Origin of the sequence: Lysobacter soli (genome assembly GCF_009755585.1) — a bacterium.
GTDB lineage: Bacteria > Pseudomonadota > Gammaproteobacteria > Xanthomonadales > Xanthomonadaceae > Lysobacter_J > Lysobacter_J soli.
In genome coordinates, this window is sequence record NZ_CP046603.1 from 1,436,052 (window position 1) to 1,449,073 (window position 13,022).

General features: G+C 67.1%; 11 protein-coding genes and 2 tRNA genes. 10 read left to right on the forward strand and 3 right to left on the reverse strand.

From position 1 onward, the window contains the following. The first annotated feature begins 64 nt into the window (after window positions 1-64). From GOY17_RS06600 to GOY17_RS06635, 8 genes are all read left to right on the forward strand, one after another. Window positions 65-565, forward strand: a complete 501-nt coding sequence (locus GOY17_RS06600) for a CinA family protein (RefSeq protein WP_157029775.1) — start codon at window positions 65-67, stop codon at window positions 563-565. Between the two features lie 68 nt (window positions 566-633). Next, on the forward strand, window positions 634-1,290 hold the full coding sequence (gene lexA, locus GOY17_RS06605; RefSeq protein WP_115840757.1) for a transcriptional repressor LexA: 657 nt from the start codon (window positions 634-636) through the stop codon (window positions 1,288-1,290). Between the two features lie 242 nt (window positions 1,291-1,532). Further along, complete coding sequence (gene recA, locus GOY17_RS06610; RefSeq protein ID WP_157029776.1) at window positions 1,533-2,567, forward strand: recombinase RecA; 1,035 nt, start codon at window positions 1,533-1,535, stop codon at window positions 2,565-2,567. 38 nt (window positions 2,568-2,605) lie between these two features. After that, window positions 2,606-3,112, forward strand: coding sequence for a recombination regulator RecX (gene recX, locus GOY17_RS06615; RefSeq protein WP_157029777.1), 507 nt, complete (start codon window positions 2,606-2,608; stop codon window positions 3,110-3,112). Between the two features lie 326 nt (window positions 3,113-3,438). Continuing rightward, the gene (gene alaS, locus GOY17_RS06620) at window positions 3,439-6,072 is read left to right on the forward strand and encodes an alanine--tRNA ligase (protein ID WP_157029778.1); all 2,634 of its coding nucleotides are present in this window, start codon (window positions 3,439-3,441) and stop codon (window positions 6,070-6,072) included. Window positions 6,073-6,208: 136 nt separating this feature from the next. Beyond that, on the forward strand, window positions 6,209-6,415 hold the full coding sequence (gene csrA / locus GOY17_RS06625; protein ID WP_115840753.1) for a carbon storage regulator CsrA: 207 nt from the start codon (window positions 6,209-6,211) through the stop codon (window positions 6,413-6,415). Between the two features lie 67 nt (window positions 6,416-6,482). Beyond that, window positions 6,483-6,575 (forward strand) — tRNA-Ser (locus tag GOY17_RS06630). Between the two features lie 202 nt (window positions 6,576-6,777). Next, window positions 6,778-6,854, forward strand: a tRNA-Arg gene (locus tag GOY17_RS06635). Window positions 6,855-6,943: 89 nt separating this feature from the next. Here the strand turns inward: GOY17_RS06635 and GOY17_RS06640 are convergent. Both GOY17_RS06640 and tviB read right to left on the reverse strand, forming a co-directional pair. Further along, on the reverse strand, window positions 6,944-7,990 hold the full coding sequence (locus GOY17_RS06640) for an NAD-dependent epimerase (protein WP_157029779.1): 1,047 nt from the start codon (window positions 7,988-7,990) through the stop codon (window positions 6,944-6,946). A gap of 2 nt (window positions 7,991-7,992) precedes the next feature. Further along, window positions 7,993-9,261, reverse strand: coding sequence for a Vi polysaccharide biosynthesis UDP-N-acetylglucosamine C-6 dehydrogenase TviB (tviB, locus tag GOY17_RS06645; RefSeq protein WP_425482302.1), 1,269 nt, complete (start codon window positions 9,259-9,261; stop codon window positions 7,993-7,995). Window positions 9,262-9,618: 357 nt separating this feature from the next. Between tviB and GOY17_RS06650 the strand changes: the two genes are divergently transcribed. Beyond that, window positions 9,619-10,392 carry a 4'-phosphopantetheinyl transferase family protein gene (locus GOY17_RS06650; protein WP_198173834.1) on the forward strand — a complete coding sequence of 258 codons (774 nt, stop codon included), beginning with the start codon at window positions 9,619-9,621 and terminating at the stop codon, window positions 10,390-10,392. 135 nt (window positions 10,393-10,527) lie between these two features. Then, window positions 10,528-11,922, forward strand: coding sequence for a TIGR03013 family XrtA/PEP-CTERM system glycosyltransferase (locus GOY17_RS06655; RefSeq protein WP_232338543.1), 1,395 nt, complete (start codon window positions 10,528-10,530; stop codon window positions 11,920-11,922). Between the two features lie 138 nt (window positions 11,923-12,060). Here GOY17_RS06655 and GOY17_RS06660 read toward each other — a convergent pair whose 3' ends face one another. After that, window positions 12,061-12,753, reverse strand: a complete 693-nt coding sequence (locus GOY17_RS06660; protein WP_157029782.1) for a J domain-containing protein — start codon at window positions 12,751-12,753, stop codon at window positions 12,061-12,063. Window positions 12,754-13,022 lie beyond the last annotated feature (269 nt).

A 13,022-nucleotide genomic window follows, 5' to 3' on the forward strand; every position in this document is an offset into this window, starting at 1 on the left:
TGGCCGCTGCATCCGTGGCGATGCGGTCAAGGGAGCGGCAAGTGGAGCGGCTATCATCGACGCCATGAAAAACGACGTCACCGATGCCTCCCTGCTGCGCCTGGCCCAACAGGTCGCCGAAGCCGCCCGCGCCCATCGCCAGACCCTGGTCACCGCCGAAAGCTGCACGGGCGGTTGGATCGCCAAGATGCTGACCGACATTCCCGGTTCGTCCGGCTGGTTCGAATGCGGCATGGCGGCCTACAGCTACGAGGCCAAGCAGGCGCTGCTGGGCGTGCGCCCGCAGACGCTGGAAACGCACGGCGCGGTGAGCCGCGAGACAGTGATCGAGATGGTGTCCGGCGCACTCGTGCATTCGGGCGCGACGCTGGCCGTGGCAGTCACGGGCATCGCCGGCCCCGGCGGCGGCACCGAGGACAAGCCGGTCGGCACTGTCTGGATCGCCTGGAAGCGCCGTGGCGGCTACCCGACGGCGGTGACCTTCCATTTCGACGGCGACCGCGACGCGGTGCGTCGCCAGACCGTCGCCGCGGCGCTTCACGGGCTGGCCGAACTGATGGCCTGACCCGCGGCCGGCGGGGCGGGTCGGCGCGGATGTTGACTTCGCCATTCCCATTAGTAGTATTGCTACTAATGGACATCACCGACACCCAGCGCGCCATCCTCGCCCTCATCGCCGAGCGCATCGAGGCCGAGGGCGTTCCGCCGTCGCAGACGGAGATCGCCCGCGCCATGGGCTTCAGCAGCGTCCGCGCGGCGCAGTACCACCTGGAAGCGCTGGAACAGGCCGGCGCCATCCAGCGCATGCCGGGACGCGCCCGCGCGATCCGGCTGTGCGCCGCGGTCGAGCCGGTGTCCGACTCCCTGACGGTCCGGCACGTCGACGCAGGCGAAGCCGCGAACGACGCGCTGCGTCTTCCCGTGCTGGGGCAGGTCGCCGCAGGCCGGCCGATCGGCGCCGACATCGGCTCTGACGACTTCGTCCTGCTCGACCGCGTCTTCTTCTCGCCCACGCCCGATTACCTGCTCAAGGTAAAGGGCGACTCGATGCGCGACGAAGGCATCTTCAGCGGCGACCTGATCGGCGTGCATCGCACGAATGACGCGCGCTCCGGTCAGATCGTGGTCGCGCGCATCGACGACGAGATCACCGTGAAGCTGTTGAAGATCGGCAAGGACCGCATCCGCCTGTTGCCGCGCAATCCCGACTACGCGCCCATCGAGGTCGAGCCGGGCCAGGACTTCGCGATCGAAGGACTGTACTGCGGACTGGTAAGGCCGAATCGGTGAAGCCGAACGGGTCAGCGATGACCGATGAATTTCCGGGCGAATTCCGGACCGACGTCAGTGGCGTTCCGGGGCAGGGTGCGGGGTTTTCCCACACCCTGTCCCGGACACCCCTCATGGCCGGCCGGCGATCGCCCACGCAATCTGGACATGGCCGCGGGCGCGTCTCAGCCCGTGCGATACGCGGCCGCTAGATTGCATCCCGAGCAACGACTTCCGCCACTGACACTGAAGGAAACACCACGATGGACGACAACAAGAAGCGCGCGCTCTCAGCCGCACTGGGCCAGATCGAAAAGCAGTTCGGCAAGGGCTCGGTGATGCGCATGGGCGATCGCACGATCGAAGCGACGGAAGTCATCGGTACCGGCTCGCTGATGCTCGACATCGCGCTGGGCATCGGCGGCCTGCCGAAGGGCCGTGTCGTCGAGATCTATGGCCCGGAATCCTCGGGCAAGACCACCCTCACGCTGCAGGCCATCGCCCAGTGCCAGAAGGCCGGCGGCACCTGCGCCTTCATCGACGCCGAGCACGCGCTCGACCCGATCTACGCCGCCAAGCTCGGCGTCAACGTCGACGACCTGCTGGTCAGCCAGCCGGACACGGGCGAACAGGCGCTGGAAATCGCCGACATGCTCGTGCGTTCGGCGGCGGTCGACATGGTCGTGGTCGACTCCGTCGCCGCACTGACGCCGAAGGCCGAAATCGAAGGCGAGATGGGCGACCAGCTGCCGGGCCTGCAGGCTCGACTGATGAGCCAGGCGCTGCGCAAGCTCACCGGCAACATCAAGCGCTCCAACTGCCTGGTGATCTTCATCAACCAGCTGCGCATGAAGATCGGCGTGATGATGCCGGGCCAGAGCCCGGAAACCACCACCGGCGGCAACGCGCTGAAGTTCTATGCCTCGGTGCGCCTGGACATCCGCCGCATCGGTTCGATCAAGAAGGGCGACGAGATCATCGGCAACCAGACCCGCATCAAGGTCGTGAAGAACAAACTGGCCCCGCCGTTCAAGCAGGTCGTCACCGAAATCCTCTATGGCGAAGGCATCTCGCGCGAAGGCGAGCTGATCGACATGGGCGTGGAGGCCAAGCTGGTCGAGAAGTCCGGCGCCTGGTACAGCGCGTACGACGAGCGCATCGGGCAGGGCAAGGAAAACGCCCGCCAGTACCTGAAGGAAAATCCGCATGTCGCCGAACGCCTGGAAACGGCCCTGCGCGAGAAGTTCGTGCCGGCCGAAGCCAACCGCAGCGAGGAAGACGACGGCCAGGACGACTGATCGTCCCCGGCGGAATGGCATGAAGGCAGGTTCGCGCCATGCATGACGACCCGAACGATGGCAGCACCGGGGCCGACGGTCCCGGTCGCCGGCGCCGGGTCCGTGAGCAGACCCCGGTGCAACGGGCGCTGGGGCTGCTCGCGCGGCGCGAGCATTCGCGCAAGGAGCTGAACCGGAAGCTGACCTCGCGCGGCCTGGACGCCGGGGAGGTCGAGGCCGCCGTCGACCGCCTGGCGGGCGAGGGCTGGCAGGATGACAGCCGCTTCGCCGAAAGCCTCGTGCGCAGCCGCGCGGCCAGTGGCTACGGGCCCCTGCGGATCCGTGCCGAGCTCTCCACTCACGGCCTGGACGGCGAGGCCATTGCCGTGGCAATGGGGACCTTCGAAGGCGACTGGAAGGAAAGCGCCCGCGATCTGGTCCGTCGCCGGTTCGGAAAGGCGCTGGACGAGCTGGCGGTGCGCCGGAAAGCAGCCGATTTCCTGATCCGTCGCGGCTTCGACGGGGACAGCGTGCGTGCCGCGACCCGGCTGGATCTGGACGACTGATCCAGCGGAGGAAGGGCGCAGGTCGTAGCCCCCGAGTTTCAACGGAGCGATTGCCAAGCACGTGTGGCGCGACTTCCCTCCGGGGTCATCGCGTTCGGCCCGAGAGGGCGCAGGCAACCGGCCGCGCCCCAACGCCCGATCCACTGCATTCAGCCTCCGGATCTTCAACCAGCGCGTGTCACCGCTGCCAAGCGCGGCGCGGGCCGTCCTGCTACGCTAGCCGGCTTTCGGGTTCGGGTTGCCTGCTCCTGTCGACGTCCCCACTAGATGAGGACACGGGACGGTCCGGGTGGTCCGGCCCTGTCCCCGAACTTCGCGCGCCAGGCATGAAAACCACTACCGAAATCCGCAGCGATTTCCTCGAATTCTTCCGTGGAAAGGCCCACACCATCGTTCCGTCCGCACCGCTGGTGCCGGCGAACGACCCGACGTTGCTCTTCACCAACTCGGGCATGGTCCAGTTCAAGAACGTCTTTCTCGGCAGCGAGAAGCCCGGCTACGTGCGCGCGGCCGACGTGCAGCGCTGCCTGCGTGCAGGCGGCAAGCACAACGACCTGGACCAGGTCGGCTACACCGCGCGCCACCACACGTTCTTCGAGATGCTGGGCAACTGGTCGTTCGGCGACTACTTCAAGGAAGACGCCATCACCTGGGCCTGGGAACTGCTGACCAAGGTCTGGGGCCTGCCGGCCGAACGCCTCACCGTCACCGTGTATCACACGGACGACGAGGCCTACGCCATCTGGAACAAGAAGATCGGCGTCCCGGCCGAGCGCATCGTCCGCATCGGCGACAACAAGGGCGCGCCCTTCGCCTCGGACAACTTCTGGCAGATGGCCGACACCGGCCCCTGCGGTCCGTGCACCGAGATCTTCTACGACCACGGCGCGCACATCGCCGGCGGCCCACCAGGTTCGCCCGACGAGGACGGCGATCGCTTCATCGAGATCTGGAACCTGGTGTTCATGCAGTTCGATCGCCAGCCCGATGGCACGCTCGAACCGCTGCCGGCGCCGTGCGTGGACACCGGCATGGGGCTTGAGCGTCTCGCCGCTGTGCTGCAAGGCGTGCATGGCAACTACGAGATCGACCTGTTCCGCCACCTGATCGCCAAGGCCGCGGAATTCACCTCCACCGCGGACCTCGACAACAAGTCGCTGCGCGTGATCGCCGATCACATCCGCGCCTGCGCTTTCCTCATCGTCGATGGCGTGCTGCCGAGCAACGAAGGCCGGGGCTACGTCCTGCGCCGCATCATCCGTCGCGCGCTGCGCCACGGCTGGATGCTCGGCCAGAAGGGCCCGTTCTTCCACCGCATGGTCGCGCCGCTGGTCGAAGTGATGGGCGACGCGTATCCCGAACTCACCGCCAAGCGCGAGTTTGTCGAACGCGCGCTGCTGGCCGAGGAAGAGCGCTTCGCCGAAACGCTCGACGCCGGCATGCGCATCTTCGACGAGGTCGCCGCGCGCTCGAACACCACGATCCCCGGCGTCGACGCGTTCCGTCTGTACGACACCTATGGCTTCCCGGTCGACCTGACCGCCGACATCGCGCGCGAGCGCGGCCTGTCGGTCGACATGGCCGGCTTCGAAGCCGCGATGGAGCAGCAGCGCGAAACGGCGCGCGCCGCAGGCAAGTTCGGTAACGCCGCGACGATGCCGGCCGAACTCGCCGCGCAGCTGGCCCCGACGCAGTTCCTCGGTTACGAACAACTGTCCGACGAGGACCTGGAGATCGTCGCGCTGCTGAAGAACGGCCGCGCCGTCGATCGCATCGAAGCCGGCGAAGAAGCGGCGGTGATCCTCGATCGCACGCCGTTCTACGCCGAAAGCGGCGGTCAGGTCGGCGACACCGGCGACCTGGAAGCCGGCGACGCGCGCTTCGCCGTGCGCGATACGGTGAAGTTCGCGGGCCAGTTCCACGGTCACGTCGGCACGCTCGCCAGCGGCTCGCTGAAGCGTGGCGACCGCGTCCGTGCCACGGTCGACACCGTGCGCCGCGCCGCCACGGTCCTCAACCATTCGGCCACGCACCTGCTGCATTCGGCGCTGCGTTCCGTGCTCGGCGACCACGTCGTGCAGAAGGGTTCGCTGGTCGCGCCCGATCGCCTGCGTTTCGACTTCTCGCACTTCGCGCCGGTGAGCGCGGGCGAGCTGGCCGAGATCGAGCGTCGCGTCAACGCAGAAATCCGCCGCAACCACGCTGCCGAAGTGCACCACATGGGCATGCAGGAGGCGCTGGATTTCGGCGCGATGGCGCTGTTCGGCGAGAAGTACGGCGACAACGTGCGTGTGTTGCGCATGGGCGACACCTCGACCGAACTCTGCGGCGGCACGCACGTTTCGCGTACCGGCGACATCGGTCTGTTCAAGATCGTGTCCGAAGGTGGCGTGTCCGCCGGTGTGCGCCGTATCGAGGCGCTGACGGGGCAGGGTGCGCTGGACTTCGTCGCCGAGGAAGAGCACCGACTCGACGAGGCCGCGCGCCTGCTGGGCGGCAATGCGGCGGATGTGTCCGACAAGCTGCGCAGCCTGCTCGATCGTCAGAAGAAGCTCGAGCGTGAACTCGAGTCGCTGAAGGCCAAGGCCGCCTCGGGCGCCACGTCCGACCTGGCGGCATCGGCCGCGCAGGTCGCAGGCGTAAAGGTCGTCGCCACGCGGCTGGAGGGTTTCGACGCCAAGGCGTTGCGCGATGCGGTCGATCGCCTCAAGCAGCAGATGGGCGATGCGGTGATCGTCCTGGCCGGTGCGAGCGAGGGCAAGGCCGCGCTCGTGGCCGGTGTGAACGGAAGCGCGGCCGGCAAGGTGAAGGCGGGGGAACTCCTCGCACACGTCGCCAGTCGGATCAATGGCAAGGGCGGTGGCCGCCCGGACATGGCGCAGGGCGGTGGCGACGACGGCCCGGCCCTGGTCCAGGTCCTCGCCGAGGTTCCGGCCTGGGTCGAGAGCAAGCTTGGCTGAATGGTGAACGCTGGCCACTTGCGGTTGCGAGGGCGTTTGGCCCGCCGCTAAGATGGTTCACGTTTGTGTTTCGAAAACGGGGAGCTCCCGGAGCTCCCACATGCCGGCCTGGAAAGGCGGCCATAGGAGATGTTAGATGCTGATCCTGACGCGTCGCGTCGGTGAGACCTTGATGATCGGCGACTCGGTGACCGTCACCGTGCTCGGCGTCAAGGGAAACCAGGTGCGTATTGGTATTACCGCGCCGAAAGATGTTGCAGTCCATCGCGAAGAGATCTACCAGCGTATCCAGCGTGGCGAGGAGCCCGCGGACAACGATTCGGGCAAGCACAACGCCGGCTGAGAAATCGTTTGCCGTCGGCGGAGCGAGCCGCTATCCTTTGCGCCCGCACCGTTCTTGATGTTTCCGCGGAGACTTGCCCGAGAGGCCGAAGGGGCTCCCCTGCTAAGGGAGTATGGGGTCAAAAGCTCCATCGAGGGTTCGAATCCCTCAGTCTCCGCCAGTTCCATCGACCGGCCGGATCGGCCGCCAGGATGCAACGCATGCTGGCCTTGCACGAAGCGATCAGCGACGTGCATGCGATCCAAGCGGTCGCACGTATCCGCGCGGTACGTGCACTGTTGAAGCGCCTCCAACGGCTTCGACAGAAATGTTCGAAAAATGTTTGACGAATCGGCAGCGATCCTTCATAATTTTTCAACTCAGCGCCCGTAGCTCAGCTGGATAGAGCACCAGGCTACGAACTTGGTGGTCGGGAGTTCGAATCTCTCCGGGCGCGCCATACAAGACAAAAAGGCCGATGCGAAAGCATCGGCCTTTTTGTTTGTGTTTCGAGCGGGCGTTGGCGTATGACGCTCGCGAATGCGTGACTCACACCGCGACGGCCGCCGGCGCGTCGCGCGTGTCGCGCACACCGTAGTACTCGCGATACCACGCGACGAACCGTGCCACGCCATCCTCGACCGTCACGCTCGGCGCGTAGCCCATGTCGCGTGCGAGATCGGTGCAGTCCGCCTCGGTCGCCGGCACGTCGCCGGCCTGCAGCGGCAGCATGCGCAGCGTCGCCTTGCGTCCCAGGCACTGCTCCAGCACCTCGATGTAGCGCAGCAGTTCGACGCTCTGCGCGCTGCCGATGTTGTAGAGCCGGTACGGCGCAACGCCGCTGCTCGAAGGATCGGGAGTCGTGCCATTCCACGTGTCGTCTACGCCCGGCACGCGATCGAGCGCGCGCACCACGCCGGCGACGATGTCGTCGATGTAGGTGAAGCTGCGCTTGTGGCGTCCGTGGTTGAACACCGGAATTGGCTCGCCCGCGAGGATCGCGCGCGTGAACAGGAACAGCGCCATGTCCGGCCGCCCCCAAGGTCCGTAGACGGTGAAGAAGCGCAGGCCCGTGCACGGCACGCCGTAGAGGTGCGCGTAGCTGTGCGCCATCGCCTCGTTCGCCTTCTTGGTGGCGGCGTAGAGCGTGAGCGGATGTTCGGTGGATTGATGTTCCGAGAACGGCATCGCGGTGTTCGCGCCATAGACCGAACTGGTCGATGCATACACCAGATGCTCGACGCCATGACGCCGCGCGCCTTCCAGCACATGCAGGAAACCCGTCACGTTGCTCGCCACGTACACGTGCGGATTCTCGGCGGCGTAACGCACGCCGGCCTGCGCGGCCAGGTTCACCACGCGCTGCGGGCGATGTTCGCGGAACAGCGCTTCAACGGCATCCCGATCGGCCAGGTCGCCATGCACGTGCGTGTACGCGGGATGGTCCGCGAAGCGCGCCATTCGCGCGCGCTTAAGCGTGACGTCGTAGTAGTCATTGAGGTTGTCGAAGCCGATCACTTCATCGCCGCGCGCCAGCAGCGCCTGCGCGACGTGCGATCCGATGAAGCCGGCGGTTCCCGTTACGAGGACTTTCATCGTCACAGGCGTCCGTCCACCGCGTCGCGGGGCAGCACGTATTTCACGTCGTAGACGATCGACGTCGGCTTGCCGTACGCGCGCACGCCATCGGCGCCGAGTTGCGCGAACTCGCGGTGCGCGACCGCGACGATCACCGCGTCGTATGACCCGTGTTCCGGCGCGCCGTTCATCGCCAGTCCGTACTCGTGCGATGCATCGTGCGCGTTCACCCAGGGATCGTGTACGTCGACCTGTGCGTTGTAGCCGCGCAGCGCTTGGACGATGTCGACCACGCGCGTGTTGCGCAGGTCCGGGCAGTTCTCCTTGAACGCGAGGCCGAGCACGAGGATGCGCGCCTGCACGGGATTGATGCCACGGCGCACCATCAGCCGCACGACTTCACTGGCGATGTACGCGCCCATGCCGTCGTTCGTGCGGCGGCCGGCCAGGATCACGTCTGGGTGATGGCCAATCTCCTGCGCCTTGTGGGTCAGGTAATACGGGTCCACGCCGATGCAGTGGCCGCCGACCAGCCCCGGCCGGAAGGGGAGGAAATTCCACTTCGTGCCCGCCGCCTGCAGCACTTCCAGCGTGTCGATGCCGAGCTTGTTGAACAGGATCGCGAGGTCGTTGACCAGCGCGATGTTGAGATCGCGCTGCGTGTTCTCGATGACTTTCGCCGCCTCGGCGACCTTGATCGAACTGGCCTTGTGCGTGCCGGCCTCGATGATCGAACCGTAGAGCGCATCGACGAAATCAGCCGCGCGCGGCGTCGAGCCCGACGTGATCTTCAGGATGCGCGTGAGTCGATGTTCCTTGTCGCCCGGGTTGATGCGCTCCGGGCTGTAGCCGGCAAAGAAGTCACGGTTGAACACCAGGCCGGACGCGCGCTCCAGGATCGGCACGCAGACTTCCTCGGTGCAGCCGGGATACACCGTGGATTCGTACACCACGACGTCGCCGCGCTTGAGCACCTGGCCGAGCGCCTCGCTCGCGCGCACCAGCGGGCCGAGGTCCGGGCGCTTGGCGGCGTCGATCGGCGTGGGCACGGTGACGATGTAGACGTTGCACCGCTGCAACATGCCCAGGTCGCTGCTGCAGCGCAGCCGCTTGGCCTGCGTCAGTTCCTCCGCATCGACTTCCAGCGTGCTGTCACGCCCTTCGCGCAGTTCGACCACGCGCTGCGCGTTGATGTCGAAACCGACCGTGTCGAAGCGGCGGCCGAAGGCCACGGCCAGCGGCAGTCCGACGTACCCCAGTCCGACGACGCCCAGGCGCACCGTGTCCAGCGTGGGCAAGGCGGCCACGCCGGGTTCGTCGTGCGTGGCGATGTCGGCGCGGGCGGCCCCGTCTGCGCGGTGCGATTCCAGGATGGCCCGCTGGACCAGCCGTTCCCCGATCTCGGTCGTGTCCATTCGTTCACTCGTTCGTTGACGTGACGGCCGCCGGCTTCGCCCGCGGTCGCCTTGATGCACCTAACGCACTCGCGGGCCGCGACAGGACGCGGACGCGGCCGTGTCCGCCTTCCAGCGATGGCTGCGTTCGTGTTCGTTGAATCCGGATCGTCGATTCGGAGCAGGCACCGGCAGGACCGGACAGGGGGCGAGGTGGCGGTCGCATGGCGACAGGCAACATCGGCGTGCTCGTTGCGCGACGCGTTCGCGTGCGGGCCGATGGCGCCCGGCGCCTGTGCGACCGCCGTCATCGCGTTGCGCCCGTGGCATCCCTGGCGCGACGAGGCGTGGTCGCTGCTGGACGCTTCCGAACGCCAGCGCGCAGGCCAGCGCCGTTTCGCCGACGACCGCGAAACGCTCGCGCTCACCTATGCGCTGCACCGGCTGTTCGTGGCCGCGTCGCTGGGCGTCGCGCCGGAATCGATCACGATCGCCCGCAATGCCGAAGGCGCGCCGTACCTGCCCGGCATCACGCTGCACGGCCACGCCGTGCACACCAGCCTGAGCCATGCCGACGGTGTCGCCGCGTTCGCGCTGTGCGCGCTCGGACCGGTCGGCATCGACATCGAAGCCGCGTTCCGCGCGTCGGAATTGCCCGGCATCGCGACGAGCGTGTGCCATCCGTCCGAACTCCAATCGCTGGCGAACCTGCCCGAACCGGCGCGCAGTCGTGCGCTGCTGGCGCTATGGGTTCGCAAGGAGGCGCTGCTCAAGGCCGAGGGCATTGGCCTGGCGCGCGAGATGTGCAGTTTCCACGCCGCCGCCGGCGGGGAATTCATCCTGGCCGGGAGCGCGCGGGAACTTCCTGCGGCGTGCAGCGTGCGCCTGGCCATGCTCGATGTAGGCGAGCGATGGACCGCGGCCGTAGCGGCGCCGCGCGAGGCCGCGGTCGAATGCCTGCAGTTGCATCCCCACGATCCACCCGCTGGCCGGAGTGCCGGCGGAAGGTCGTTGTCCTTGTCGTGACTGCGTCGCACAGGGGACGTCATGACCATGACGCGCGACGCCCGGCCCCGGCCGGCACTTCTCCGGAACCTTCCAACGGCTGTCTGTCGGACGTGCGTGCGCGATGGCGCGCGCACCGCGTAGGAGTGCGGTCCCATGATGTTCGGAAAGGCGAGTCTGAAGAACCGGGCGTTGCTGCTCCTGTGGCTGCTCGAAGTGCTGCTGGTGATGGCGGCGGTGATGGGCGCGGCGTGGCTGCGCTTCATGAACGACCCCGAAGGTCACGAGATCTTCTCCGAGAACCTCACCGTGCGCGCGTTGCTGGTGGCGGCGTTCGTCACCACCGCGATGGCGGCGCTGGGCCTGTACCAGGTGCACGTACGGCTCAATCGCTTCGAGTTTGCGCTGCGGCTGCTGGTGTCCTTCGCCATCGGCGGCATCGGGCTGATGGTGCTGTATTACCTGATCCCGAACGCCTACATCGGTCGCGGCGTCATCGTGATCGCGATGGTCCTCGGCCTGATCGGCATGGCCGCGCTGCGGTTCTGCGTGATGCACGTGTTCCGCGGCGACCTGTTCAAGCGCCGCGTGCTGGTGCTCGGCGCCGGCCATAACGCGGACCTGATCAACACGCGCATGCGTCGCGGCAGCGATCGGCGCGCGTTCTCGCTGATCGGCTTCGTGCCGATCGAAGGGCAGGAAGCCTGCGTGCCCGACTCGATGCGCGTTGCCGCGCCCGATGGCTTGGCCGACATCGTGCACCGCTTGCAGATCAGCGAAGTCGTGGTCGCGCCGGACGAACGTCGCGGCGGGCTACCGATGGAGGAGATGCTGACCTGCGTGCAGCGCGGCGTGGCGATGACCGACCTGTCCACGTTCTTCGAACGCGAAGCGGGTCTGGTGACGACGAACCTGTGCGATCCGTCGTGGCTGGTGTTCTCTGGCGGTTTCGATCATTCGACGTCGCGCTGCATGAACAAGCGGCTGTTCGATGTGCTCGCGGCATCGGCGCTGCTGCTGATCGCGTGGCCTTTCATGGTGCTGGTGGCGGCGCTGATCCGCCTGGAATCCAGCGGTCCGATCCTCTACCAGCAGACGCGCATCGGCGAAGGCGGGCGGCCGTTCGAGCTGATCAAGTTCCGCAGCATGCGCGTGGATGCCGAAGGCGACGGCGTGGCGCGGTGGGCGCAACGCGGCGACGACCGCACCACGCGCGTGGGCAAGTTCATCCGCCTGACGCGACTGGATGAATTGCCGCAACTGTTCAACATCCTGCGCGGCGAGATGAGCATCGTCGGCCCGCGCCCGGAACGTCCGCAGTTCGTCGACATGCTCAGTCGCGAGATCCGTTACTACGCCGTACGTCATTGCGTGAAGCCGGGCCTGACGGGCTGGGCGCAGCTGAGGTATCCGTATGGCGCGTCCGTGCGCGATGCGGAAGAGAAGCTGAAATTCGACCTGTTCTACGTCAAGAACCACGGCCTGGTGTTCGACCTGATCATCCTGTTGCAGACGGTCGAAGTGGTGTTGTTCCAGCGCGGGTCCAGGTAACCAGACGCGGACGAGGATCCAGAGCGTCGGTGCTGAGGCAGGCCGGAGTCGGACCCGCATGGCGCTCACTCCCCCTCTCCCGCGAGCGGGAGAGGGGGCAAAGTCAAAAGCCAAAGTCGTAAGCCGAAACCAAAAACGTCACGGCCCGAACGCCTCTTCCTCGCCGTTCTCGTCCTCCTTGACCGGCCGCGGCGTCAGCGTCATCAGCCGGTTTGGCGGCACGCTGGCCCAGTCGACCACGTGGCCGTCCTCGAAGCGCACCCACGAGGAACCGTAGTTCCACACGTCGTCCTGCACGCGTTCGGGCGCGCCCTGGATCGCGACGACGGCCGCTTCCTCCATGCCCAGTTCCAACCTGGGCGTGTCGGGGTCGACGGCGGCGGCCACGGCGTCGCCGTTGTCCGCATGCGGCGCGACCTGCGCGGTTTCCGACCAGTGCAGCACCACCATCACCACCACCAGCACCAGCACGCTGAGCACCGCGATGCGCGGCGTCATGCTCTGCGTGGCGCGATCGCTTTCGCGCGGTGCGGCGCGCAACGCTGTCGTCGTGAAGTGCGCGGGCTCCGGTGCGGCACGCGAAGCCACTGCCGGCCCGCGTGGCGTGGAACCCGGCAGCCGTCCGTGGATGCGGTGGAAACGGATGGCGCCCGAGTACAGCGCGGTGAGTTCGGTGAGGGCGGCGTTGGCGTCATCGGAGGCCGGGCGATCCAGGTGCCGGTCCGGATGCAGTTCGCCCACGCGGATGCGATACGCGCGCTTGAGGTCTTCGAGGCTGCAGTCCGGATGCAGTCCAAGCTGCATGTACAGAAGCGCGAAGTCCTGGCTCATGGGGCCCCCTTGTCGGGCCCAATCCTAGCGCGGCTTCACGCGCCTTGCATCGCTTGGCCGATGCGCCGCGGACGTGGCCGTTCGCACGCGTGGGACGCGTTTGATTCGACGAGAGGGGCAGGGAAGACGCGAATGCCGTGGTCGGCATCGGTCGTGCCGCATGTGGGGTGAGCGATGTCGTTGGGTTCCGGCACACAACCAGTTCGCAGGCCCGAGGCGGTCCGCGTCGTGGTGCCGGGCGCGGGGTGCGTGGCAGTGGTCCGGCCGCA

What these genes read in the sequence shown, in the direction of transcription:
- GOY17_RS06660 (WP_157029782.1), bottom strand. Translation starts at nt 12,753, where the DNA reads ATGAGCCAGGACTTCGCGCTTCTGTACATGCAGCTTGGACTGCATCCG.
- recX (WP_157029777.1), top strand. Translation starts at nt 2,606, where the DNA reads ATGCATGACGACCCGAACGATGGCAGCACCGGGGCCGACGGTCCCGGT.
- GOY17_RS06640 (WP_157029779.1), bottom strand. Translation starts at nt 7,990, where the DNA reads ATGAAAGTCCTCGTAACGGGAACCGCCGGCTTCATCGGATCGCACGTC.
- alaS (WP_157029778.1), top strand. Translation starts at nt 3,439, where the DNA reads ATGAAAACCACTACCGAAATCCGCAGCGATTTCCTCGAATTCTTCCGT.
- GOY17_RS06600 (WP_157029775.1), top strand. Translation starts at nt 65, where the DNA reads ATGAAAAACGACGTCACCGATGCCTCCCTGCTGCGCCTGGCCCAACAG.
- recA (WP_157029776.1), top strand. Translation starts at nt 1,533, where the DNA reads ATGGACGACAACAAGAAGCGCGCGCTCTCAGCCGCACTGGGCCAGATC.
- csrA (WP_115840753.1), top strand. Translation starts at nt 6,209, where the DNA reads ATGCTGATCCTGACGCGTCGCGTCGGTGAGACCTTGATGATCGGCGAC.
- GOY17_RS06655 (WP_232338543.1), top strand. Translation starts at nt 10,528, where the DNA reads ATGATGTTCGGAAAGGCGAGTCTGAAGAACCGGGCGTTGCTGCTCCTG.
- lexA (WP_115840757.1), top strand. Translation starts at nt 634, where the DNA reads ATGGACATCACCGACACCCAGCGCGCCATCCTCGCCCTCATCGCCGAG.